Source organism: Dactylosporangium sp. NPDC005555, assembly GCF_040605635.1.
Lineage (GTDB): Bacteria > Actinomycetota > Actinomycetes > Mycobacteriales > Micromonosporaceae > Dactylosporangium.
In genome coordinates this window covers 26,167-49,988 of sequence record NZ_JBEXDG010000035.1, presented here as the reverse complement: position 1 = coordinate 49,988, position 23,822 = coordinate 26,167, and the positions used below count along the sequence as shown (strand labels likewise).

At 72.4% G+C, this 23,822-nt stretch carries 24 protein-coding genes, 1 pseudogene and 1 riboswitch; of the genes and pseudogenes, 10 read left to right on the top strand and 15 right to left on the bottom strand.

The features are described 5' to 3' along the window. Positions 1-6: 6 nt before the first annotated feature. The 8 genes and pseudogenes from ABZS58_RS32225 to ABZS58_RS32190 all read right to left on the bottom strand — a co-directional run bounded on the left by ABZS58_RS32225 (position 7) and on the right by ABZS58_RS32190 (position 9,756). A complete protein-coding gene (locus ABZS58_RS32225) occupies positions 7-1,584 on the bottom strand; it encodes a sodium:proton antiporter (RefSeq protein WP_354787011.1) in 1,578 nt (525 codons plus the stop codon). 85 nt (positions 1,585-1,669) lie between these two features. Then, positions 1,670-2,473 (bottom strand): ATP-binding protein, encoded by an 804-nt coding sequence (locus ABZS58_RS32220; RefSeq protein WP_354787010.1) that lies wholly within the window; start codon positions 2,471-2,473, stop codon positions 1,670-1,672. Between the two features lie 321 nt (positions 2,474-2,794). Next, positions 2,795-3,421 carry a hydrolase gene (locus ABZS58_RS32215; RefSeq protein ID WP_354787058.1) on the bottom strand — a complete coding sequence of 209 codons (627 nt, stop codon included), beginning with the start codon at positions 3,419-3,421 and terminating at the stop codon, positions 2,795-2,797. A 117-nt stretch (positions 3,422-3,538) separates the two neighbouring features. Beyond that, positions 3,539-4,159: pseudogene (locus ABZS58_RS32210) on the bottom strand (phosphoribosyltransferase family protein); the annotation flags it as partial. Between the two features lie 71 nt (positions 4,160-4,230). Next, a riboswitch (TPP riboswitch) is annotated at positions 4,231-4,357 on the bottom strand. 72 nt (positions 4,358-4,429) lie between these two features. Next, positions 4,430-5,992, bottom strand: coding sequence for a hypothetical protein (locus tag ABZS58_RS32205; RefSeq protein ID WP_354787009.1), 1,563 nt, complete (start codon positions 5,990-5,992; stop codon positions 4,430-4,432). Positions 5,993-6,003: 11 nt separating this feature from the next. Beyond that, a complete protein-coding gene (locus ABZS58_RS32200) occupies positions 6,004-7,260 on the bottom strand; it encodes a glycosyltransferase family 2 protein (RefSeq protein WP_354787008.1) in 1,257 nt (418 codons plus the stop codon). Further along, positions 7,250-8,122: an NAD(P)-dependent oxidoreductase gene (locus tag ABZS58_RS32195; RefSeq protein WP_354787007.1), complete on the bottom strand. Its 873-nt coding sequence runs from the start codon at positions 8,120-8,122 to the stop codon at positions 7,250-7,252. Before ABZS58_RS32195 ends, ABZS58_RS32200 begins: the two co-directional genes overlap by 11 nt. Beyond that, complete coding sequence (locus ABZS58_RS32190; protein ID WP_354787006.1) at positions 8,119-9,756, bottom strand: GMC oxidoreductase; 1,638 nt, start codon at positions 9,754-9,756, stop codon at positions 8,119-8,121. The genes ABZS58_RS32195 and ABZS58_RS32190 overlap by 4 nt, the downstream gene beginning before the upstream one ends. 107 nt (positions 9,757-9,863) lie before the next feature. Here ABZS58_RS32190 and ABZS58_RS32185 point away from each other — a divergent pair, with 107 nt between their 5' ends. The 5 genes from ABZS58_RS32185 to ABZS58_RS32165 all read left to right on the top strand — a co-directional run bounded on the left by ABZS58_RS32185 (position 9,864) and on the right by ABZS58_RS32165 (position 13,892). Beyond that, positions 9,864-10,016: a hypothetical protein gene (locus ABZS58_RS32185; RefSeq protein WP_354787005.1), complete on the top strand. Its 153-nt coding sequence runs from the start codon at positions 9,864-9,866 to the stop codon at positions 10,014-10,016. Between the two features lie 149 nt (positions 10,017-10,165). Continuing rightward, on the top strand, positions 10,166-11,065 hold the full coding sequence (locus tag ABZS58_RS32180; protein ID WP_354787004.1) for a hypothetical protein: 900 nt from the start codon (positions 10,166-10,168) through the stop codon (positions 11,063-11,065). Between the two features lie 45 nt (positions 11,066-11,110). Further along, positions 11,111-12,484 carry a ferric reductase-like transmembrane domain-containing protein gene (locus ABZS58_RS32175; RefSeq protein ID WP_354787003.1) on the top strand — a complete coding sequence of 458 codons (1,374 nt, stop codon included), beginning with the start codon at positions 11,111-11,113 and terminating at the stop codon, positions 12,482-12,484. A gap of 9 nt (positions 12,485-12,493) precedes the next feature. After that, the gene (locus ABZS58_RS32170) at positions 12,494-12,961 is read left to right on the top strand and encodes an FMN-binding protein (RefSeq protein WP_354787002.1); all 468 of its coding nucleotides are present in this window, start codon (positions 12,494-12,496) and stop codon (positions 12,959-12,961) included. A 166-nt stretch (positions 12,962-13,127) separates the two neighbouring features. Further along, on the top strand, positions 13,128-13,892 hold the full coding sequence (locus ABZS58_RS32165; RefSeq protein ID WP_354787001.1) for a site-2 protease family protein: 765 nt from the start codon (positions 13,128-13,130) through the stop codon (positions 13,890-13,892). A gap of 91 nt (positions 13,893-13,983) precedes the next feature. Here the strand turns inward: ABZS58_RS32165 and ABZS58_RS32160 are convergent, their stop codons facing one another. Continuing rightward, positions 13,984-14,619: a response regulator transcription factor gene (locus ABZS58_RS32160; RefSeq protein WP_354787000.1), complete on the bottom strand. Its 636-nt coding sequence runs from the start codon at positions 14,617-14,619 to the stop codon at positions 13,984-13,986. Between the two features lie 312 nt (positions 14,620-14,931). On the opposite strand from ABZS58_RS32160, the gene ABZS58_RS32155 reads away from it, so the two are divergent. Beyond that, the gene (locus ABZS58_RS32155) at positions 14,932-15,573 is read left to right on the top strand and encodes a hypothetical protein (RefSeq protein WP_354786999.1); all 642 of its coding nucleotides are present in this window, start codon (positions 14,932-14,934) and stop codon (positions 15,571-15,573) included. A gap of 381 nt (positions 15,574-15,954) precedes the next feature. Then, positions 15,955-16,422, top strand: a complete 468-nt coding sequence (locus ABZS58_RS32150) for a hypothetical protein (RefSeq protein ID WP_354786998.1) — start codon at positions 15,955-15,957, stop codon at positions 16,420-16,422. A 16-nt stretch (positions 16,423-16,438) separates the two neighbouring features. Here the strand turns inward: ABZS58_RS32150 and ABZS58_RS32145 are convergent, their stop codons facing one another. From ABZS58_RS32145 to ABZS58_RS32135, 3 genes are all read right to left on the bottom strand, one after another. Further along, positions 16,439-16,708 (bottom strand): DUF1876 domain-containing protein, encoded by a 270-nt coding sequence (locus ABZS58_RS32145; RefSeq protein WP_354786997.1) that lies wholly within the window; start codon positions 16,706-16,708, stop codon positions 16,439-16,441. Positions 16,709-17,028: 320 nt separating this feature from the next. Further along, positions 17,029-17,880 carry a universal stress protein gene (locus ABZS58_RS32140; protein ID WP_354786996.1) on the bottom strand — a complete coding sequence of 284 codons (852 nt, stop codon included), beginning with the start codon at positions 17,878-17,880 and terminating at the stop codon, positions 17,029-17,031. 129 nt (positions 17,881-18,009) lie between these two features. Next, positions 18,010-18,843: a universal stress protein gene (locus tag ABZS58_RS32135; protein WP_354786995.1), complete on the bottom strand. Its 834-nt coding sequence runs from the start codon at positions 18,841-18,843 to the stop codon at positions 18,010-18,012. Positions 18,844-19,241: 398 nt separating this feature from the next. On the opposite strand from ABZS58_RS32135, the gene ABZS58_RS32130 reads away from it, so the two are divergent. Next, positions 19,242-20,258 (top strand): zinc-dependent alcohol dehydrogenase family protein, encoded by a 1,017-nt coding sequence (locus ABZS58_RS32130; protein WP_354786994.1) that lies wholly within the window; start codon positions 19,242-19,244, stop codon positions 20,256-20,258. Positions 20,259-20,295: 37 nt separating this feature from the next. Here the strand turns inward: ABZS58_RS32130 and ABZS58_RS32125 are convergent, their stop codons facing one another. The 3 genes from ABZS58_RS32125 to ABZS58_RS32115 form a co-directional block, all read right to left on the bottom strand. Beyond that, a complete protein-coding gene (locus ABZS58_RS32125; RefSeq protein ID WP_354786993.1) occupies positions 20,296-21,174 on the bottom strand; it encodes a universal stress protein in 879 nt (292 codons plus the stop codon). Positions 21,175-21,238: 64 nt separating this feature from the next. Continuing rightward, entirely contained in the window at positions 21,239-22,120 is an 882-nt protein-coding gene (locus ABZS58_RS32120; protein ID WP_354786992.1) for a universal stress protein, read from the bottom strand. After that, on the bottom strand, positions 22,117-22,242 hold the full coding sequence (locus tag ABZS58_RS32115) for a hypothetical protein (RefSeq protein ID WP_354786991.1): 126 nt from the start codon (positions 22,240-22,242) through the stop codon (positions 22,117-22,119). Before ABZS58_RS32115 ends, ABZS58_RS32120 begins: the two co-directional genes overlap by 4 nt. Before the next feature lie 244 nt (positions 22,243-22,486). Here ABZS58_RS32115 and ABZS58_RS32110 point away from each other — a divergent pair, with 244 nt between their 5' ends. Next, positions 22,487-22,708, top strand: a complete 222-nt coding sequence (locus ABZS58_RS32110; RefSeq protein ID WP_354786990.1) for a DUF1918 domain-containing protein — start codon at positions 22,487-22,489, stop codon at positions 22,706-22,708. Positions 22,709-22,897: 189 nt separating this feature from the next. Beyond that, complete coding sequence (locus ABZS58_RS32105; protein ID WP_354786989.1) at positions 22,898-23,806, top strand: universal stress protein; 909 nt, start codon at positions 22,898-22,900, stop codon at positions 23,804-23,806. Positions 23,807-23,822 lie beyond the last annotated feature (16 nt).

The window sequence follows — 23,822 nt, the reverse complement described above, 5'->3', positions numbered from 1 at the left end:
GGACATTCAGAGCCGGGTCCGCAGATCTGTGCTGGCCGCCGCTTCCTCGTAGTCCAGCTGCTGCAGTACGGCGCGCAGCACCTCATCGTCGAGCCTGCCACGGTCCCGTTCGCGGATCAGGGCCCGGCGCTGGTTGGCGAGGATCTGCTGCACGAGTTCGTGAGCGGGCTGCTCGGCCCCACCCACCGTGCCGTACAGACCTGCCAGACAGTGCGGGGTCGCGGTCAGCACATGGGCCATCCGCCGCTCGATCAGCGCCACCGCCGTAGCCTCGATGTCGTCACCGGATGCGGCCGCGCGGGCGGTGACCTCGTGCGCCGCACGGCGTGCGACGCGGAGCGCATGGACCACGTCGGCGTCGGCCCGGCGGCGTTCCGCGGCGTCGCTGAGGCGCAGAACGCGGACCAGCATCGGCAACGTGGCACCCTGCAGCAGGATGGTCAGGACCGCGACGGACAGCGCGACCGCCTGGATCAGGTTGCGGTTCGGGGTCGGCGCGCCGGTGACGGTGACCGCGGGGACCGCCGCCGCGGCTGCCAGGGTCACCACGCCACGCATTCCGGACCACGACAGCACCGCCACCGCCCGCCATTGCAGGCGCCGCCGGGTGATCATCCACATCGTGACGATCCACGCCGGACGCGCCAGGACCACGGCCAGCAGCACGGCCGCGATGATGATCACCAGCCCGGCCGGACCCAGCCCCTCGCCGGTCGCGTCGTGCAGGATGAGGCGGACCTGCAGGCCCATGTAGGCGAAGACGAACGCCTCCAGGATGAGGTCGACGGTACGCCACACCTGCCGGCTCTGCAGACGGGTGGCGAACGCGGCGTCAGCGCTGTGGTGGCCGATCCAGAATCCGGCGGCGACCACCGCAAGGACACCTGAGGCATGCAGGTCGTCCGCGGCGAGGTACGCGACGAACGGCACCACCGCGCCGAACACGGTCTCCAGCGCCGGGTCGTGCAGCCGCGGCCGGATCCAGTGCACGACAACCGCCATGGCGAGCCCGATGCCGACACCGACCGACGCGCTGTAGGCCGCCAGCAGTATCGGTTGCTCGACGAACAGCCGATAGCCGGCATACGCGGAGACTGCGAGCTGGAACGCGACGAGCGCGACCGCGTCGTTGACCAGGCTCTCCCCGGTCAGGATCGTGATCACCCGGCTCGGCAGCCCGGCCCGGCGGCCCAGCGCCACCGCGGCGACCGCATCGGACGGGCCGAGGACCGCGCCAAGGACGAACGCACCCCCGAGGGTCAGCGCCGGTGCCAGCGTGAAGGCGACACAGCCGACCACCACGGCGGAGAACACGACGAGGCCGACCCCGAGCGAGGCGATGGGCAGCAGGTCGCGGCGGAAGCTCACGAACGACAGCTCCAGCGCTGCCGAGTACAGCAAGGGTGGCAGGACGACCGCCAGGATCAGCTGCGGCGGCAGCTCCATTCGCGGCAGGCCAGGCAGCAACGACACCGCTGCCGCGACGGCCACGACGACCAGCGGCCCCGGCCAGCCGCGTCGATTGGCCACCGCGGTCACGGCCACCGCACCGACAACGACCATGAGGAAGCCGACGCCGTTCACCCGCCCGCGCTACCCCCTATCGCCCGAGGGAATCACCGGCAGGTCGCGGTCCAGCACCCGCTGAGGGGGCTCAGTCGATGACGCGCTACCGCTGCAGGTCGTAGAGGGTGGCCCAGACAACCTTGCCGTTCGTGGTGCGGCTGCTGCCCCAGGCGGCGGCCGTGGCGGCGACGATGCGCATGCCGTTGCCGCGCAGAGCCAGCGGTGCGGTGCGGCTACCGGACCAGGTGCGGACCTGGGGCAACTGTGGCGAGCCGTCTTCGACTGCCATGTGCATGAAGGTCGGGCCGCGGAGGGTCAGTGTCACGGTGAACGGGGTTTGGGCGTGTTCGACCGCGTTCGTGGTGAGCTCGGAGACGATCAACCGTGCTGGGTGCAGCCAGTTGGTGAGTGTCCAGGCGCTGCACGTGTCGCCGACGAAGTTGCGGGCTTCGACCGCGGCGAACACGGTCGGCTGCAGCCGTAGCCGGGCGTGCTGCAGCGGTGGCGTCGTCTCGGTCGCTGGTAATGCCGATGCCGCCGACTTCACGTGCACTGGAATCCGCGTCGCCACACCCGTCGAGTGCAGACGCAGTTTTTGCGACTCGTTGACTGCTACGACCAGAGGGACCGGAGGGTTCCTGGCGGCGCTCTGGGCCTCGGCGAGCAGGACCGCCGAGGCGATCGTGGATTCGGCGTCGACGAGCCCGGCCAGATCGAGCAGGACCGCGCGGGGCTGCTGGACGATTGCCTTTCGAACCGCGGTCATGAGATCGGTCCGCAATTTCCACGTCCAGGGGCCGACCGCAACGATGTCGATCGTTGCCAGGTCGACGTTGTGGCGCACGATGATCGGAGTGTCCAGCATTTCGACTCTTTCGGCAGCATCCAGCCAGTCGTTCTCGTCCACGTCGTATGCGTAGCGTGCTGCGGTTGATGGGCCGCTGTCAAGGGCGACGATTCCTCTTCCGGAATCTGGATCGTGGCTGACGACCCTCCCCCGTTCAAATACGCAGCATCCGGCCGCGGACAACCGCCTGCCGTATCAGTGGGCCGTGTCCCTCCAACGGGGTATCAGCGCGCGGGTGAGTTCGTCGCGCTCGGACAGTAAGCATTCGTTTTCGTCGATCTGCATCACTTCGAAATCGACTTTTTCCGCCCTGCGCCGATGTGGCGGCGGGCCGCTTCCCGGTGCCCGGCGGTCGAGGTCGATGGCGAAGCCGGCCTCCGGTCAGGCCGCGGGGCGGTCCGCGTGGGCGGCGTGGCCCAGATGGGTGGTGAACCAGGTGCGGGCGTGGTGGGCGGTCTCGGTCAGGGTGCCGGGCTCTTCGAACAGATGCGTGGCGCCCGGCACGACGACGAGTTCGTTGGGGCACCGCAGCCGGCGCTGTGCGGCCCGGTTGAGCGCCAGCACCTGCGTGTCCATGGCGCCGACGATGAGCATCGTGGGTGCGGTGACGGCGGGCAGCCGCGGTCCGGCGAGGTCCGGGCGGCCGCCGCGGGAGACGATCGCGTCGACGCCGGCGCGCGGCTCGCTCGCGGCCCACAGTGCCGCCGCGGCGCCTGTGCTGGCGCCGAACCATCCGATGCTCAGGTCCCGGCTCCACGGCTGATCGTGCGCCCAGGCGGTGACGCCGGCGAGCCGTCCGGCGATCAGTTCGACGTCGAACACGTTGGCTCTGCTCGCCGCCTCGTCCGGGGTGAGCAGGTCGAAGAGCAGGGTGCCCAGGCCAGCCTGGTTGAGGATGAGCGCCACGTACTGATTGCGCGGGCTGTGGCGGCTGCTGCCGCTGCCGTGCGCGAACAGCACCAGCCCGCTCGCCTTCGGCGGCAGGCTGAGGCGTCCGGTGGAGGTCATGTTGCCGACGCTGACCGCGATCTTCTCGTCGTGGGCGCGGAACCGGCCGACCGGCCGGGCGGCGGTTGCCGGCTCGGTGACCTCCGGACGGGCGGCAGCCCGGGCAAGCAGCCCGCGAACCTCGTCATCGGAGGTGGCGGCGAAGTCGGCGTACCATTCGCCGACCGACGACAGCCGTCGCGGGTCCCGTACGCAGACCACCTCGTCGGCCACGTCCTCCAGCGGCTCGATGAGGCCCGCCGGTACGACGGGGACGGCCAGGACGGTGCGGGCCGCGCCGCGGGCACGGGCCACCTGGCAGGCCGCTCTGGCGGTGGAGCCGGTGGCGACGCCGTCGTCGATGATGACCGCGGTGCGCCCGTCGAGGTCCTGCGCCGGATGGTCCCCGCGCAGCCGCCGGGCACGGCCGGCCAGCGCCGCCCGCTCGGATCCCTCGACCGCCGCCAGCTCGTCGGGGGAGACGCCGACGTGGCGGATCACCCGCGGGTTGAGGATGCGGATGCCGTCTTCGCCGATCGCACCCATGCCGAGCTCGGGTTGCGCCGGAGCGCCGAGCTTCCGTACGACGATCACGTCGAGCGGGGCCCGGAGCGCTTCGGCCACCTGATAGGCGACCGGCACGCCACCCCGCGGCAGGCCCAGCACCACGACGTTCTGTCCGCGCAGATGGGACAGCTTGCCGGCGAGCTGCCGGCCCGCATCGACACGGTCGGCGAAGACCCGGTTGCCCCTGATCATCTTCCCCTCCTGGCGCCACGCTCTCCTGGCGCGCCCTCCGGCACCCAGGCCGCGAGCCGGAGGGCCGCGAGAGACCTACGAGGCGGTTTCCCTTCGCCAGCATTGCCTGGATCAGGTGGTGGGGATCGCCGTCCGGCCGTCCGGTCGTTCAGCCTCTCAGCTCAACTGTCACCCAGCTGGGCTCTCCCGCACGTCTCGTAGGCCTACGTCCCAACCTACGCCGGCGGTGCCCCCAGTGCGGGGTGAGTCATAGGAGCATCCGGCGGCCCGTCAATTGCGGACCGCCCGGGTCCGCGGCGGGTCGGTGGGCGTGCCGGGTGCGGCCTCGACATCGGCGGTGTGCGCCCGTTGCGTCAGGAGACGGTCCGTTCCTGCCGGGACGGCGCCGGCGCGGCCGTGTCGGGCTCGTCCGGAAGGCGTATCGGCGGCCGGCGCGGCGGCGGGGCGGGCTGCGACCCGATGGGCCGCCAGTGCTGCCGCCAGGGGTGCCAGCACCAGCAGCGGCACCGTGAAGCGCAGGTCGATGACCGACAGTGTGACGCCCAGCAACAGGAGGGACAGGCTCATGCCGGCCAGCAGGACGCTGTCGGCGGCCTCCCGGCGGCCGGACCGCCGTCCCTCGGCCCGTCTTCGCCGCGCCGCCGCGGCGAAGACGAACAGGGCGAGCGCGACCAGGGCGGACGGCGGCGTCACGAAGGTCTGCCCGTAGGCCCACAAGGCGCTGTTCAACGTCGTGACCGTGGGCGCGGCGCCGCCGGCGCCCGCCGGCTCGAAGCCGGTGACCATGAGCGTCGCCGTGCAGTCGCTCAGCTCGTTGCCGGATCGTCCGCCGGACGGCATGGTCCACAGGTCCGTGGTGCAGCCGATCCGGACGGGTGCCTGCCAGCCAGGCTGCACGAGGTGCCACGCGTCGGTGGCGATCGCCGTGACGAGGCCGCCCGGTTGCCCGCGGATCGCCTTCACCGCGAAGCCCCGGAAGAGGTCGTCGTTCCCCGGGCCCGGGTAGCGCTGGCCGATGTGCTCGCGGTCCAGGCCCCAGAGGTACACATCGCTGACCTCGCGCTGTCCGAGGGGCTCCGGCGGGCAGATCTGCCGCTCCCGTGCCGTGAAATCCGTCCGTGTGCAGTCGACGAACGTCGTGGTGCGCTGCCACAGGTACCGGCCGGTGTAGCTGTTCAACGCGTATGTGTCGTAATGCCGGTGGTACCACGCCATGTAGCCGGCGATGGGGACGGCCATCGTCACCGTGAACAGCGCGATGCGCTGCCATCCGACCCGCCGCACGACCAGGTAGAGCACCACCATCAAGGCCAGCGGCTGACCGACGGTGCGGGTGACGCCGGCCAGCGCGAAGACCAGACCGCTGAGCCCCGCCAGCCACAACGGGGGATCCTGCGACCACATCAGCAGCATGACGCCGGCGAGCACGAGGAACGAGAACAACGTTTCGGACAGGACGTAGTGCTCGAGCTGGATCTGACGCGCGTCGAGGAGCACCGGCGCCGCCGCGAGGGCCGACCAGGTCCGCCGCACTCCTCGCCTGGTGCACAGCGCGTAGACCGCGACACCCATGGCGAGACCCATGACGTGCTGGACGACGGAGACGGAGACGATGTGCCCGGTCAGCGTGCCGAGCACCTTGAGCATCGCTGAGTATCCGAACGGCCAGATCGGGCTCGGCGTGTCGGAGCTCGCCGCGTCCATGTATCCCCGGGTGTCGTAGAAGTAGCCGAACGCCGGGTAGTAGGCGAGCATCATGCCGATCCGCAGCAGCGCGCCGATCGCGAGAAGACCGGCGAGCAGGCGGTGCTCCCGGAGCCAGGTTTGCGTCATTCGATGCCGGCTCAGACCTGGGAGGTGCGAGGTGCTTCAGCGATCTGGCGTTGCGCCGGGATCTCCGACTCGGCTTCGGCCGCGGCCGGGTGCCCGGGGCCGTTGCGGCCGGTCGGTCGCAACGACAGCAGACTGGCGAACAGTCCGGAGAAGATCAGGATGATGCCCAACGCGATCGCCGTCGCTGACGGCAGCACCACGCGCAGGGTCACCCGAGGGTCCAGGGCGCCGAATCCGGCGGTGCCCCAGTCGGTGACCACGACGACGGTGCTGACCAGTCCGGCGAGCCCGAAGAGCACGCCTGCCAGGACACACCGTTCGAAGCTCAACCATCGCGTCCATCGCACGTGTTTGTCCTCGCGGGTGATGCCCTCCTGGATGCCGTACAGCCGCGCGAAGCCGCCGAACAACAGCAGCTGCGCTCCGACGAGGACGGCCAGGGAGCAGTAGACAAGGGCGCTGACGTCGAAGGAGACGCCGAAGGCGTGCCGCTCTCCGGGGAGCAGACAGGCGGTGCCGAGCAGACCGGCCAGCGCGATGACCAGGCCGGGAACGAGGAGGGTGCGTTTCGGGGCGAAAACCAGCAGGAACCGCAGGTGCCGCCAGCCGTCGCGCCAGGTCCGCAGGTGTGGTGGGCGACTGCGGCCGTCCCGCTGCAGCGTGGTGGGGACCTCGCTGATCGAGTACTTCGCCAGCGCGGCCCGGATGACCAGCTCACTGGCGAACTCCATGCCCGCCATGCAGAGCCCGAGCTCGCGGATCCGGTCGCGGTTGAAGCCGCGCAGGCCGCAGTGGAAGTCGCCGACGCCGGGCAGAGTGAACAGCGTCCGGCCGAGCCAGGACAGGAGGGGATTGCCGAGGTAGCGGTGCAGCGCGGGCATGGCGCCGGCGGTGATGCCGCCTTTGAAGCGGTTGCCCATGACAACGTCCCTGCCGCTGCGCAGGTGGGCGATGAAGGGACCGAGGTTGGCCAGGTCGTAGGAGTCGTCGGCGTCGCCCATGATGACGAACCGGCCGTTGGCGGCCTCGATGCCGCAGATGAGCGCGCCGCCGTAGCCGCGGACCGGGGCGTGGACGACCGTTGCGCCGGCGGCACCGGCGATGGCGGGCGAGCCGTCGGTCGACCCGTTGTCGGAGACGATCACCTCGCCGGTGACGCCGAGGTCGGCCAGTCCTTGCAGCGCCTTCCGGACGCATGTCTCGATGGTCTCCGCCTCATTGAGGCAGGGCAGGACCACGCTCACCTCGACGGCGGCACTATTGGGCATGACAGGTCTTCCCCGCTGTAGAACGGACGAATTCGCGGAACGGGACGCCGATGGAGCGGGTCGGCGAGAAGTCGGGGGACGGATTCTGGTTGAGCACGCTCACGACGCTGTCGCTGCGGAACGGCACGCGGACGCCGAGCAGCTCGGCGGTCTTGAGCGGCAACCAGACCGACCGCCACGGGACCGGCACCACACCGACTGTGCGGCCGTGCCGGGCCGCGAGCTCGAGGAGGATCTCCCGCAGTGTCCAGCCGCGCTCGTGCGCGGCGGTCACCGGCGCGCCAGGCACGACCAGGGCGGGCTGGACCACGAGACGGCGGATCAGGGCGCCGACGTCGTCTTCGTGCGCCGGGTAGAGCACCTGCCGGCCATTGCCGATCAGCGGGACGACCGGCAGCGTGCGCACCAGGGCGTCGAGGGCGCCCACCACGCCGCCCGGCTGGTCGCCGAAGATCAGGCCCGGCCGCACCACCAGGGCTCCCAGCCGGTGCGCCGCCGCCTCCACGGCGAGCTTGGCCCGGCCGTAGTCGCTTCTGCAGCCGGGAAACGCGCTGATGGTGGAGATGAACACGATCGTCTGCACGCCCTCGGCGCGGGCCTGTTCCATCAGCCGGATCGAGCCACCCACGTTGCGTGCCATCAGATCGGTGCGTTTGTGCAGGGTGAAGTCCCAGGCGCAGTGGACCAGCGCGGTGACGCTGTGCCGGCGGAAGAAGCCGGCGCTGGTGCCGCCGCCGAACGTGAACCGGGCGGACGGGATCTTGCGACCCATGCGGGCGACCTGTCCGATGCCGGCCAGCGTCTGACAGAGCCGCGAGCCGAGGTAGCCCGAGGCGCCGGTGACCGCGACCGTCGCGGTCACCGGTGCGCCTCCTGATGGGCGCCGATGCGATATGCGTTCGCCATGACCGTCAACGTGATCGTGCTGGCGGTGATGGTGGGAAACACGCTGGAGTCGACGAGGTGCACGCGTTCGAGGCCGGCCGGGCGGCCCAGCGGGTCGGTCTCGAACTCGGCCGGCTGCCGGCGCATCGGCAGCGTGCCCCCGCAGTGGAAGCCTCGCCCGGGCTCGCCGAGCTTCATCGCCGGGCCCAACGGCACCGCCCTGAGCAGGGAACGGTTGCGGCGCAGCTTCGCGACGAGCTTCTTGAGCACACCGCGGGTGTGCGGGCCGCGCCGGCCCCGCAGATCGAGCACCCCGTCGGGACGCAGCGTAAGGCCGATCTCACCGGACACGTCCGAATGGAGATATCCCTGGATCAGCAGCATCCGTCGCAGGAACGCCGCCGAGATCGGCCGGAATGCCGGATGCGCGGCGCGCAGGGCAGCGGATATCGCCCGTTCATAGAGCTCGTTGTAGGTGTAGATCTGCATGTGCACGCTGTTGGCCGAAAGCTCCGGGTCGAACACTTCGAGGAATGCCTGGGACAGCGTGTGCAACGGTTCCTCGGATACGCCGCGGACGCCCGAATAGCGCAGCATCGGCAGGAGGAAGTACTGACTGTCGCGGACGACGATCTCCCGGTCGTATGCGCCGATCGATTCGAGATAGAGCTTGGTGGTGCACAGCACGCCGGCGGCGACGTAGAGCCGGGAGGCGACATGGCGCACCACCTCGCCGGTACGGCGGTCCCGACCCTCGATGTGCACCGCCCCACCGCGCTCGGTGAATCTCGTGACGACCACGCCGGGCACGTACGTGACCTTGTGTTCCGCGACGAGTTCCTGCAGGGTGCGCGCCGGGTTGTAGATCAGTCCGTACGGGCAGCCGAACATGCACAGGCCGCACCGCTGGCATGGACGCCCGTCGGCGTTGCGGCTGGCGACGGCGAGGCGGGCCCGGCCGAACACGAACCCCTGCCCGTGCAACGCGTCGCGGTTGGAGCGCAGGTCACGCAGCAGCGCCGCGGCCTGGTGGCTCACCGGTAGCGACTCGAGCTGGGGAGCGTACGTCGGAAACCGCTCCGCGAGGTCGTCGTCGGCACCGGACAGGCCGACGAACGACAGGACCTGCTCGTAGTGCGGTCCCAGCCCGCCGGGTCCGGTCGGCCAGGACTCCAGTTCCGCCGGAAGATAGGGCAGCGCCGCCGCGCCCCAGACGTTGCCGAACCCGCCCCGGCCGAACGACGGCACCACGCCGACGTTCGTGGCGCGCGCCGGAAGATGCCGGTCGGCCTCCCGGTACGGGAAGTCGGAGCCGAAACTGACCTTCAGCGGAACACCGTTCGGTCCGGCGCTCATGTTGGCCTTGATCGCCGTCACGTCGTCGGCCGCCCACTGCGCCGGGTGGAGGGCGGCCATCGCCGCGACGGTCGATGCGCGATCCGGCTCCAGCGTCAGACCCGCGTCCAGCACGGTGACGTGAAGGCCCTGCCGCGTCAGGGCGACGGCCGCGGCGGTGCCGGCCGGACCGGATCCGATGACATAGATCATGCCCGGACGGTCCTGGAAGGCGGTGCGGTCGATGACGACGGCGGCCGGGTGCTGAAGCGGCACCCCCGTGGCCTGTCGCCACGAGGGTGCCGCACCGACGGTTCCGTCCGCAACGTCCCCAACGGGCCGCGCGTGGCACGCATGCCATCCCGGCGTCGGACAGTCCCCGGATGAGCATCTTCGATGTCACCGGCACGGTTGCCGCACTGGCGCTGCGCACGGGCGTCGGTCATGGTTCACCTCCGCCAGCAGTCCACCATCGTCCAAGCCCGATCGCGGGTCGCATCGAACCGTCCCACCCGGATCTCACCCGTTGCGGCTGAATGGACCGATGAGCAGGGGCCGCGCCGCCACGGTCAGATCTAGCAATTCGTGTAAATCAGTCATGCATCCGGTGCGCCGGATGGTGGCGTACGGCGAGAGTTGTAAAGACCGGCGCCGGCCGAGGGGGCGTCGAGATCGATTGGGGAGCATGAGCAAGGTGAGGACGGCACAGCGGTTGCCGGCTGCGGCGCTCGCGGTTGCCACGCTGCTCGGATCGTTGACCGTCGTCGCCGCCTCCGGGCACGCGGACGCGGGCACAGACGTGGACGCGCGGGGCGGTGCGGCCGGACGGGGCGCGACGGTGTCGCCGCCGGTCGCGCCGGCCGGTGTCACACCGCAGGGACTGCTGGTCGACATCGCCCAGCACGCCCGGTCGGCAGCGGCCGAAGGACAGCCCGGGGCCGCCGGATGCCTGCACGTTGTCCGCTGGGATCGGACCCCCGGCCGCCCCGCCGTCAGGACGACGTCGATCCGGTGGATCGACCCGGACGGATCCGGGCTCCTGTTGGAGCAGAGCGGGTCCTACCGGCACCCCGCGCCGGCGTCAGCGCTGTTGACGGCAGGCGGACCGCGCCGCCCCGGCACCGATCCGATACCGGCCGACCCGCGCCGGCTCGCCGAGGCCGTCACCGCGATCGCGTCGCCCGGCGGCGGCTCGACGGCTGTTGTCGCCGTCCTGCTCGACCTGACCGGTGTCCGCGCCCTCGGCCTCGCACAACGCGCCGCCGTCGTCCGTGTCCTCGCCATGCTGCCCGGTGTCACGGTGCTCGGGCAGCTGCGCGGCCGTGGTGGCGCAGTCGTGTACGAGTTCCGGTTCTCCGACGGCAGCAGCGCCGACCCGATCGACGTCTACCTCGACCCGGTCACCGCCGAGATCCGCGGCTACCGGCTGGGGAGCCTGACTCCACAGCGGTCGAGCACCACGACGCTGATCATGCGGAGCGTCCATTGCGTCGGCCCACCACCGCTGGAGATCACCTTCGGAGCGGCGCGGCTCCGGCCGGGCCGGCCCGTCGGCGCCCGCACGTTGCTCTTAGGAGATTTTTAGCGTTGCCGGGTGGTGTTCACAGGTTCGTGGCCGATGGTTGCGGACATGACGACGACCCTCGCTGTGCCGGCCCGTGCCGTGCGCGTCACCCCGCGGTGGTGGGTGGACGCCGGTGGGGCCGTCGCGTGGGGGAGCCTGCTCGTGGTCACGGCCCTGTGGGTCGCGGGTGGTGGGGTGCGGGCCACAGCGGAGTCGTGGACGGACCCGCTCGGCCGGTTGACCGGGCTGCTCGCCTCGGATCTGCTGTTGCTGCAGGTGCTGCTCATGGCTCGGGTACCGGTCGTGGAGCGCGCGTTCGGGCAGGACCGGCTGGCCCGCTGGCACCGCTGGACCGGGTTCGCCTCGTTCCATCTGATGCTCGCGCACGTCGTGCTCATCACCGTCGGCTATGCGGGTGCCGCCCACGTGAACGTGCCGGCCGAGCTGTGGGACCTCGTCGTCGACTATCCCGGGATGCTGCTGGCCGCCGCCGGCACGCTCCTGCTCGTGCTGGTCGTGGTGACGTCGATGCGGGCGGCGCGGCGCCGGCTGCGGTACGAGTCGTGGCACCTGCTGCACCTGTACGCCTATCTCGGCGTCGGCCTCGCCCTGCCGCACCAGCTCTGGACCGGCACCGACTTCGTGGGTTCGCCGTGGTCGCGCGTCTACTGGTGGACCCTGTACGTGGCCTCGGCCGGCGCTGTCGTGCTCTACCGCCTCGTCCTGCCGGCCTGGCGCAACTGGCGGCACCGGCTCGTCGTCGACCGGGTCGTCTCCGAGGGCGCCGGCCTGACCTCGGTGTACCTGCGCGGTCAGGCCCTGGACCGGCTCCCGGTGCGGGCCGGGCAGTTCTTCCAGTGGCGGTTCCTGGACGGGCCGGGCTGGTCCCGCGCGCATCCGTTCTCGCTGTCGGCGACCCCGCACACCGGCGTGCTGCGCATCACCGTCAAGGACCTCGGCGACGGCAGCGCCCGCGTCGCCGGGCTGCGGCCGGGCACCCGGGCGCTCATCGAAGGCCCGTACGGCCGGCTCACCGGCGAGCGGTACACCGGCGGCCCGGTCGTCATGCTGGCCTGCGGCATCGGCGTCACCCCGCTGCTGGCCCTGCTCGGCGAGCTGTCTTACGCCCCCGGCCAGGCCACCCTCATCTACCGGGCCCGCAACGAGGCAGAGGTCGCCTTCCGCGCCGAGCTCGACTGGCTGGCCCGTCATCGCGGTGTCCGGATCGTGTACCTGCTCGGCCCCCGCGCCGGCCGTCCGTCGTGGCTGCCGGCCGCCCTCGCCGGGACCGACGATGTCGCGGCACTGCGGCACTACGCGCCGCGGATCGCCGGGTCGCACGTGTACGTGTGCGGCCCTGACGCCTGGACCGCCGCCGCCCGGAACGCGGCCCGGTCCGCCGGCGCCGGCCCCGTCCACACCGAACAGTTCGCCTGGTAGGAGCCTTCTTTGCGTCGCATCACCCTCTGGCTGCTGTCCACGGTCGCCGCCGTCGTGCTCCTGTTCAGCTACCGCACGAGCCTCGGCGCCGCCGGTGGTGCGCAGTCCGCGGCCGCCGGTCCGGCCGCCGGCACCGGCACCGGCACCGGCACCGGCACCGGCACCGCGGACGGCAGCGGCGGCACGGTCACGGCCGCCGGAACGACCTACCGGGGCTCGGTGGCCCCGACCCGGTGGGGCGACGTGCAGGTGAGCATCACCGTCGCCGACGGGAGGATCACCGCCGTGTCGGTGCCCGTCCACCCGAACAGCAACGGCAAGGACAAGCAGATCAACGCCCGCGCTCTGCCGGTCCTGGTGCGGGAGACCATCGCCGCCCAGAGCGCCGACATCGACACCGTCTCCGGCGCCACCGTCACCAGCGACGGCTACAGGACGTCGCTGCAGGCCGCCCTCGACGCCGCACACCTGTCATGAGCACCGCGGCACTCCCACGGCAGCGCATGGGCCTGCCGGTTGTCGTGCACGCCGGGTCCTGAGCCTCTGCCGTCCAGCGCGCCGGCGCGCGAGACTTGATGTGCCGGGCACGGCGGAAACCGCTCCGTGCTGCTCCAAGGCATCGTCCACCGGGGACGGGTGGGACATGAAACAGACGCTGCGGCTCGGGCGCGTCGCGGGATTCGCCGTCGGCGTCCACTGGTCGGTGCTGGTCATCATGGTGCTGCTGGCGCAGAGCCTCGCCACCGGTGTCCTGCCGGCTCGGGCGCCGGGGACCGCCGCTCCGGTCGCCTGGCCGCTCGGTGCCGCCGGTGCGGTGCTGTTCCTGGTGTCGCTGCTCGCCCACGAACTCGCGCACGCCCTGGTGGCCCGGCACTTCGGGGTCCGGGTCCAGCAGGTGACCCTCTGGCTGCTGGGCGGCATGGCCGAGTTCCGCGACGAGCCGCCCAGCGCCCGGGCCGACCTCCTGATGGCCGGTGCCGGCCCGCTGACGAGCGTCGCGGCGGGCGTGGGGTTCGGCTCCGCGGCGGTGCTGCTGTCGGCCGTCCGCGGGCCGGTGGCCGTCGTCGTCGTCCTGCTGTGGCTGGCGATGATCAACCTCATCCTCGCCGGGTTCAACCTGCTGCCCGGTGCCCCGCTCGACGGCGGCCGGATCCTGCGGGCCGCGCTGTGGTGGCGGCACGGAGATCGTGCGCGGGCCGCCCTGACCGCCGCCCGGGCCGGCCACGTGCTGGGCCTGACGCTCGTCCTGGCCGGGCTGGCCGAACTGATGGTCTTCGGTATGCTCGACGGTGTCTGGACGACGCTGGTGGGCTGGTTCCTGGTCGTGGCGGCCGCCGCCGAGGGCACGGCGGCCCGGTCGGCGGGTGGCGCCCAGCGGCGGCAGCCGCGAACCGGCGTGGGGCGGTAGCGGCTCACCGGTCAGCACCGGCCCGGCGACGCCGCCGATCGTCGCGGCGATCGGCGGCGGGCTGACCGGCGTAACGGTCGCCGGCCCCCGGTCAGTGCTTGCCGAGCAGGCGCGAGGCGAGGACGGCTGCCTGGGTGCGCCGCTCCAGCCCGAGCTTCGCCAGCAGGCTGGAAACGTAGTTCTTCACGGTCTTCTCCGCGAGGAACATCCGCTCGGCGATCTCCCGGTTCGTCAGGCCTTCCGCCACGTGCACCAGGATCTTGCGCTCCTGGTCGGTGAGGTCCTTGAGCTCGTCCGGCTGCGCGGGGCCCTTGCGGATGCGCTCCAGCACCCGTGTGGTGACCGCCGGATCCAGCAGCGACTGGCCGGCGGCGACCCGGCGGATGCCGTCGATGAGGTCGGTGCCGTGGATCTGCTTCAGCACGTACCCGGACGCGCCGGCCATGATCGCGGCGAAGAGCGCTTCGTCGTCGTCGTACGAGGTCAGGATGAGTGCCTTGATCGACGGGTCGACGGAGCGGACGTCGCGGCACACGTCGATGCCGCTGCCGTCCGGCAGGCGCCCGTCGAGCACGGCGACATCGGGGCGCAGCGCCGGGATGCGGTGCGTGGCCTCGACGGCGGACCCGGATTCGCCGACCACCTCGATGTCACCCTCGCGCTCCAACATCTCCCGGAGGCCGAACCGGACGACTTCGTGGTCGTCGAGCAGATAAACCCGAATCATGGGTCCATTGTCACCCGGAACGGCCGGCACAGGCAGGCCGAAAGTCCCGGGACGTCCCAGTCGTTCGGCACCGAAGCGCCCTGTTCGACCGGCTCCTCTCCGCGATGGCCGGCCGGGCCCCGCCGCGACAGAGGCCTTGCGCCCGTCACGGCGGGACGGATGCCCCGATCCGTCGCCGCCGCCGGAAGCCCCTGGTGGGGCGGGACGTAGGTCCCGTCGATGCGGGTGGTTGTCCTCTGTGGCCGATCGGCGCGGTGCCAGAGGCTGTTGTCAGCACATCGACGGACCGATCAAGCCCCTGGAGGGCACGCCATGAAGCGCAAGACGCTCGACATCCTCGTCGGTCTCGGCCTCGTCGTCCTGGCCGGGCTGCTGCTGGTCGCCGGCTTCGTCCTGACCAGCAACGCGAACTTCGCCAACGACTACGTCAGGGACCAGCTCGGCCAGCAACAGGTCACGTTCAAACCGGCGGCGACCCTGACGGCGGAGGAGAAGGAGTCCGCCTGCCTGGTCAGGTACGCCGGTCAGCAGCTGACCACCGGCAAGCAGGCGGAGTGCTACGCCAACGAGTTCATCGGCCTGCACCTCAAGTCGATCGCGGGTGGCAAGACGTACGCGCAGATCGGTGACGTCCAGACCGACCTGCGGGCGAAGATCGCCGCGCTGCCGAAGGACGACCCCGCCGCCGCGGACCTGCAGAAGCAGCTGACCGACATCACCACGGCACGCGAGACCGTGTTCAAGGGTGAGACGCTGCGCGGGCTGCTGCTGACCTCGTACGGGTTCAGCGAGTTCGGTGTGAAGGCCGGCCAGGCCGCGCTCGTCGCCTACTTCGCCGCCGGACTGCTGCTCCTGCTCGGCGCCGCCGGTCTCGTCCACGCCGCCGCCACCCCCTCGACCAGGGGCTTCGCGGTCCCCGAGCCGGCCGGGAAGACCCCGGCGAGGGCCTCGTGACCGCCTGACACCCCCGCACCCGAACCGCCGCGACCCGGGCCTCCCAGCGAGCGCCCGGGTCGAGCGCTGGGAGGCCGGACGACCCGCCCGCGGCACGGCGGCCGGAGCGCCGGTCACCCGGACCATCATCACTACGGACGGTGTGACCTCGGCGCCCGTCGGCTGAGATCGTGCCGTGAAGCGTCCAGACCCGACCGTGCCCGACCGCGTCCGACCGTGCCCGACCGCACCCGACCAGGCCGATCGGCCCTGGTCGCGCGGCCGGGAACAGGAGCAGGCTGAAGGTGTCCGACATGCACGCCGCGGCGGCGCACCGGGTGCGCCGTGAGCCGGATCCGCGACACGCAGGCAGCGCGCGGACATGAGACTTGGGAGGACATCGTGGTGCTCGAATCCCCGCGTTGCGAGTCCGCGACAGGGTACCGGCTGCGTGCCGTCGACCTGGAGGCCCGGCCCACGGCGGTGGTCCGCCTGGACGCCGCGTCCGTGGGGACCGGGGCGGGTCTGGCACGCACGCTCCGGCATCTCGACGATGAACTGCGCCGGCAGCGGGTGTCCGCGATCGGGCCGTCGTTCGTCCGGCACCTGGACACCGCGGAGGATGTCCAGGTGGAGGTCGGCTACCTGGTGGGTGAGCCGATCGAGGACGGCGCGGAGGTCGTCGCGTCCGGTCTTCCGGGCGGCCCGGCCATCATGGCGGTGGGGGTGCGCCCCGAGGAGGTCGACGACGCCGTCCGCATGCTGGGGGAGTGGCTGTCCACGCGCGGCTTCCGGCCGGCCGGAGCGGGCTGGCGCCGCGTCCAGGAACTCCCGCTGGTCGACATCGTGCTGCCCTACCGGTGGCGGTGACGCGGCCGGTGTGCGGTCACGCCCGCAGCTGCACGCGTTCGTCCGTCAGGGCCTGGATGTCGGCCACCGCCGCGAGCAGCAGCCGGTGGCCGAGGTCGTTGAGCGCGCGGGCCACGGCGAGCTCGTCACCGATCTCCGGCACGTTCTCGTCCGCCGGGTTGAGGCGGGCCCGGCCGACGCCGAGCAGGTGGGTGTCGTCGCTGGTGTGCAGCCGGGCCTCGGCGTAGGTGCGTCCGTCGGTCTCGCCGATGAACAGATCCACCGTCCAGCGCCTGGTTGTGGCCATGATGTCCTCCAGTCGGGTCGTTGGTCGTGTCGCGTGACGACGCGTCACCTCCGAGGATCCCGCGACCTGGGCCGGACCCCGACGATCCAGCTTCGGCGCCGTCGTTTCGCACCGGTGGCCATGCGATCCCGTCCCGCCGCGGCCCGGTCGTGCACCCGAAGTGTGAGACCGTGCCGTCCACCGGCGACCGACGCGTTGACCGGGAAGCTCCGCGGGCCACTGCTCTGGGTGAAGGCGTGTCCGGTCCAACGGTACCCGCGGGTCTGGCACGGCTGGAGCGTCTCGTCACCGGCGAAGGGTTGCCTGCCGCGACGCCGATGTCAGGAAGCGGGAGGTGCGTGGACGATGAGCACCGGGCATTCGGCGTGGTGCATCAGCTGCAGCCCGACGGAGCCGAGCAGCAGACCCGTGAACCCACCATGACCTCGGCTGCCCACGACGACGAGTTCGGCGGTGCGGGACGCCTCCAGCAGCACCTGCGCCGGGCGGCCGTCGGCGAGCCGTGTCTCCAGCGTGACGTCGGAGTACTTCTCCTTCCATCCGGCCACCGACGCCTCCAGCATCTGCCGTTCAGTTGTCTCGATCATGGTGTACGGCAGTGCGGTGACCGTGGGTCGCGTGTAGGTGCGGACGGCGCGTACCCAGGTGCCGCGCAGCAGCGCCGCCTCGAACGCGATGCCCAGCGCGGCGTCGGAGCTGGGGGACCCGTCGACGCCGGCCACCACGGGGCCGCCGGCCGTGGCCTGGCCGCGTACGACGACGACCGGGGCACGTGCGTGGGTGGCGACCTGCTGGCTCACCGACCCGAGCAGCAGGTGGGTGAGCCCGCCGCGGCCGCGGTTGCCCACGACGATCAGGCGGGCGCCCGCGTCGCCGAGGTCGATCAGCGTCGGTGCGGGCGCGGCGTGGACCGCGGTGCCGGCGACCCTGACGCCGGTGCCGCGTCTTCGCAGCTGCTCGACGATCTCCGCGATGAGTGCGTCGCCGCGATCCTGCGCCTCGGCGGTCAGCTCCTCGACCGGTCCGTCGTACTCCGCGCCTGGCCAGGCGAGCTGGTAGGCGTGGACGACGTTCAGCTCGGAGCCGGTACGTCCGGCCTCGATCGCGGCCCAGTCGACGGCGTTACGAGCCTCGACCGATCCGTCATATCCGACGACGATCCGTGCGTCCATCGCAATCCTCCTTCTGGGCGGTCCGGCTGCGGTCCGGCTGCGGCGTGCGACGGTCCACGCCGGTCGGACAGGACCGCCGTCTCCCCGCCGACGGGAGTTCCGAACCGCCGGCCGCGGCGCGTGCGGCTGTCAGTGCCTGACGACGAGCACCGGCGTGTCCGCGTGCTCGAGCACGTGCTGGGTGACCGCGCCGAGCCGCATGCCGGTGAGGCCGCTGAGACCGTGGGCGCCGAGCACGATCATCAGCGCGTCCCGCGCCTCGTACAGCAGCACCGGCACCGTCGCGCCCTGCCGCACCCGGATCTCGACCTCGACGGCGGGGTCCTTCGCCCGAAGCCGCTCCAGGTCGGCGTCGAGCTCGGCGGCCAGGTTGTCCGGGTCGGTCCGGCGGACCAGCCGGCTCGACGGCGGCTGCCACACCCGCACCGCGACCAGCGGCACCCGGCGCGCCGACGCCTCGCCGAACGCCGCTTCCATCACCGTCAGGGCGCCGGCGGACCCGTCGGCGCCGACGACGACCGGCGGGCCGGACGGCAGCTGGGACTCCGGCCCCGCCCAGCGTTCGGCGTGGTGCACGACCAGGACGGGGCACTGCGCGTGCCGGGCGAGGTGCATGCCGACGGAGCCGACGAACAGCGAGTGGAGGCCGCCGTGCCCGCGGCTGCCGACGACGACCAGTTCAGCGTGCCGGGACTGCTCACGCAGCACGTGCGCGGGCCGCCCGTACCACGTCGACGTCGTCACCCGCAGGCCCGGATACCAGTGCCGGGCCTCGACCGCGGCGTTCAGGACCAGCCCTTGCTCGTCGGTGATCTCCTCGGAAGGGCCGGGGACACCGAGAGCGTGCGTGACGCGCAGCGGGCGGCGGAGCCGGACCGCCTCGTCGGCGGCCCAGCGGACGGCTCCGAGCGCGGCCGGTGAACCGTCGACGCCCACGATCACCGGCCGTTCGATGATGGCCATGACGGCCTCCCTTCACGTCGTACCGGGGCGGTGCACCTTCCACAGTCGTCCGGCGCCGCGCGGACCGGAAGGGGCCGATGGTCCCGGGGCGCAGGTCCGCGCGGCGGCCGCTCAGGCGTGCCCCGCCGATGTGCCGGCCGACGCACACGGGCTCCTGTGCCGTCGTCGGGACGCGATCACGCGAGCGGGTCCGGGTGAGCGTCGCGGGCGGCACGCGCGGCCACCGTCGTCCCCACCACCAACCATCCCCGTCCCGTCGGAGGTCAGCCAGGTCCGACGGGCACGGCGGCACGGGACGTAGGTCCCGTCGGCGGGCCATGCACGCCCAGCCCCCGCGGACCCGGGCGTGCCTGTGCCTGGGCGTGCATGGTGTGCGCCCGGGAGGGCAGGAGGGCCGGATGACCCAACGGATGACCGCGTGGCGGGTCGAGCGCCCGGGCCCCATCGGGCAGCGCCCGCTGCGGATGACGTCGGTGCCGGTGCCCGAGCCGGGGCCGGGCGAGGTCCTGGTGCGGGTCCGTGCGTGCGCGGTCTGCCGCACCGATCTGCACCTGGCCGAAGGTGACCTTCCGCCGTACCGGACCGGCGTGGTGCCCGGCCACGAGGTCGTCGGCGACGTCGAGCGGCTGGGACCGGACGCCGGCGACCTGCGGGTGGGGGAGCGGGTGGGAGTGGCGTGGCTGCGCCACACCTGCGGTGCCTGCGCCTACTGCCGCGCCGGGTCGGAGAACCTGTGCCCGTCCTCGCGGTACACCGGCTGGCACGCCGACGGCGGCTTCGCCGAGCACTGCGTCGCACCGGCGGCGTTCGTGTACAGGCTGCCACCGGGCTACGACGACGCCCACGCCGCCCCGCTGCTGTGCGCCGGGATCATCGGCTTCAGGGCCCTGCGCCGGGCGGAGCTTCCGGCGGGAGGAAGCCTGGGCCTCTACGGCTTCGGTGCGTCGGCGCACCTGGCGGCGCAGGTCGCGATCGCACAGGGCGCGAGGGTTCACGTGCTGACCCGCTCGGCCCAGGCCAGACTGCTGGCGCTCCGGCTCGGCGCCGCGTCCGCGGGTGACGCCGCCGACGCACCACCGGAGCCGCTGGACGCCGCGATCCTGTTCGCCCCCGTCGGCGATCTGGTGCCGGTGGCGTTGTCGGCGCTCGACCGTGGCGGCACCCTCGCCGTGGCCGGTATCCACCTCACGGACATTCCGGTGCTGCGCTACACCGACCATCTGTTCCAGGAACGAACGCTGCGCAGCGTCACCGCCAACACCCGCCAGGACGGCCGGGACTTCCTGGCGTTCGCGCAGGAGCACCCGCTGCGGGTGAGCATCACGCCGTACCCACTGTCGGCGGCGGACGAGGCACTCGCCGACCTCGCCGACGACCGGGTCCGGGGTGCCGCCGTCCTGATCCCGCCGACCTGATCGCCGCGACGGACGGCGGCACCCCACGCCCGCCGGGCTACCGCACCACCGCGACCGGGCAGGCGGCGTGGTGGAGCAGCGCCTGGCTGACCGAGCCCAGCAGCAGCCCGGTGAAGCCGCCCATACCCCGGGAGCCGACGACCATCAGCTCGGCGCCGTGCGAGAGGCGCTTGAGGACCATCGCGGCACCGCCGCGCACCGTGCGGCGGCGCACGTCGACGTCCGGGTACTTGTCGGCCCAGCCGCAGATGGACTCGGCCAACGCCCGTCGTTCGTCGTCGAGCAGGTCGTCGGTGTCGTAGACGAGCGGCAGCATGTCGCCGGGGCCGGTGGCGTCGGGCCAGATGTAGGTGTGGACCGCGGTCAGCCCGACACCGCGGAAGGACGCCTGCTCGAACGCGAACCGCATCGCGCGGTCGGCGTCGTGGGACCCGTCGACGCCGACGACGACACGGTCCGCCTCGCCGGCGTCGGTGGTGTCGCCCGGGCGGACCACGACGACCGGGCAGGCGGCGTGCGTGGCCACCTGCACACCGACGGATCCGAGCAGCAGGCCGCTGAACCCACCCAGGCCACGGTTGCCGACCACAACGGTGCCGGCCCACTCGGAGGCGTGCACCAGCGCGGCACCGGCCGGCTCGAACGGTGTCGCGGTGGTGATCGGCAACTGGGACGCGACGGTGCGCGCGCGGGCGACGGCGGCGCCGACGACGGTCTCGGCGGCGTCCCGGACGACCTTGTCCAGCGCGGGTGTCCGGTAGGCGGCGAGCGGTGGGTAGACGACGGGCCACGCATACGCGTGGAGGATGTGCAGCCGGCGGCCTCGCCGCGCGGCGTCCCAGGCGGCCCAGTCCACGGCCGCCAGGCTCTCCGGTGAGCCGTCGACACCGACGACCACGTCGTGCTTGTGCTCCATCACGGAACTCCTTCCAGGGTTGTGCGGGTGGGTGACCGATCGGGTGCCGCTGTCCCAGCCGGCCTCAGCGCGCCGAGCTCTCGGGAACGATCTCCACCACGCCGTCGGCGTGCTCGGCGAACTCCCTGCTCACCGAGCCCAGCCGGAGCACCGCGGGCCGTGGCCGGCCGTGCCGTCCGAGGACCAGCAGCGCGGCTCCGGCGGCGGCACGGCGCAGCCCGGTCACCGGGTCGCCGCCGTAGACGCCGCGTTTCACGGCGACCGTGGGGTGCCGGGTCATCAGCGGCTCCACCTGGCCCGCGAGCGACTCCAGCGGTGCGGGCACCGTGGCGAAGTGCGTTTCCAGGAACCGGTCGTCGACCCAGTAGTCGTCGCCGGCCGGGCGGCCGTCGACCTCGACCACGGCCAGGGGCACGTGGTGCAGCTCGGCGTGGGCGAACCCGGCACGCAGCGCCGCCGCGGACGCCGCGGAACCGTCGGTGCCGACCACGACGTGACCGGCGAAGGGGCCGCCGCGGTGGCCGGGTGCCGGGCGTACGACCACCACCGGGCAGGCCGCCCGGGCGGCGAGCCTGGTCGGCACCGCGTGGTGCAGCGGGTCACCGCGGTCGTGCGCGCCGACGACGAGCAGGTCCACCCGGCAGGACAGGTCGAGCAGCGCCTCCACCGTGTCGCCGTGCGGCAGCCACACGGTGGAGCGGTTGTCGAGGCGTTGCCGCGCGGCCCTGATGTGCCGGGCCAGCGCGGGGTCCGTCAGTTCGAGCTCGGCGAGGCCGGGCGCCGCGCCGTGCGGGTCGCCGCCGTGCCGCACATGGCAGACGGTCAGCGTCGCACCGCGGGTCGCGGTCTCCTCGACCGCCCACGACAGGGCGGCGAGGCCACCCGGCGACTCCGCGAACCCGACGCCGATCCGGCAGGCCGCCTGAAGCCGTTCCTCGGCGTTCATGGCGGGTTCTCCTTCCCCGGGCCGGACGGTCCGACCAGCACGAGGAACCCGTGGTCCGCCTGCGGCGGCACGTCATCGGCGGCGGGCAGCTTGCTCACCTGGTTGAACTCCACCTCGGCCATCGCCGTCGACCTCCTCCGTTACGCGCGAGCGCCGTCCGGACCCGGAGGGCCTCACCTCCACCATCCCGCCGCACGGGCGGCGGTGCCAGGGCCGCAGGACCCTGAGGAGGGTGCCGTGATTCATCCCCGGGCAGGGCCTGAAGACCCTGGCATCGGCACGGCCGGCGGCGCACGGTTGACCAAGAGAACAACACGACGAACCCGCGGCGGTCGCCTGCGGGTGTGAGCAGAGGAGGAACCGATCATGCGGGCCAACATCGGAGACCGGCTGATCGTCGAGAGTGCTCACCTGGGCGCCGGCCGTCGAGTCGGTGTCATCACCGAGATCAGCCACGCCGACCACACCCCGCCGTACAGGGTGCACTGGCTCGACACGGGCCACGATGCGCTCGTCTTCCCGGGACCCGACGCCCACGTGCGTCCCCGGGCCGACGACGAGAACCCGGTGGGCGGGCCGGTGTCCTGAGGTCCCGCGGCGGGACCACCCGATCGGCGAGGCGTCACGGCCGGACCCGTTCGCGGGGTCGGGGCACAACAAACGCGCAGCTCACCCGGCGCGGGTGATTTGCCGTGCCGCGCTGGCACGGCCGGTGCCGGCGGATCAGGCTGGATCTGAACGCGGTCGCAGCACCGTACGCGTCGCCTGTGGTACGGCATGCGGAAGCGTGAACCCTCTTGTACGAAGCGGGGGAGCGGCGTGGAGTGCGCGGCGATCGTTGTCGGAGTGGACGGCGCGGAACCGTCGTTGGCAGCCGTCAGATGGGCGGCGGCCGAGGCCGATCGGCGCCGCGTGCCGCTGCGCATGGTGATGGCCTGTCACCGGCCGGCCCCGTTGACGGCATTCACATCCGAACCAGCGCGGAAAGTCGCCGATGACGTACTGCGGGTCGCGGCGCGGGAAGCCACGACCGCGGCGCCAGGTGTCGTCGTGGAAGCCACCGCGACGCCGGATCGCCCCGCGGCCGCCCTGCTGCGCGCCGGTGCCGGGGCCGGCATGCTGGTCGTCGGCACCCGCGGCCGGCACGCCGCCACGGCGGTCGTCCTCGGTTCGGTCAGCCGGCAGGTCGCCACGCAGGCGACGTGTCCGGTCACTGTCGTCCGCGGCAGCGTCCATCCAGCCGGCGGCGTGCTCGTCGGCGTCGACAGTGACCCGCGGGCAGCGCAGGTGGTGACCGCGGCGTTCGCCGAGGCGCGGCAGCGCGGCTGCCCGCTGCTGGCGGTGCGGGTGATCGAGACCCCACCGACACCGTCCGCGATCGGCACGCCACCGTTGATGTACGACGTGGCCGAGGTCCGCCGGTCGCTGACCGATGAGGCGACCCGCCTTGTCGCCGCGGTCGGCGACCGCTTTCCGGACGTGCGGTGGGAGCTTCACGGCGTCGACGGCGACGCGGGCAGGGTGCTCGCGCACCGGTCCGAGGACGCGCAACTGGTCGTCGTCGGCAGCCGCGGGCACGGCGGGCTCAGCGGGTTGCTGCTCGGCTCGGTCGGCCTGCATCTGCTGCACCGTGCGGCGTGCCCGGTGCTCATCCACCACGAGGACACGCATGTACATCTCGCCTGACCGTTCAGCGACCGCA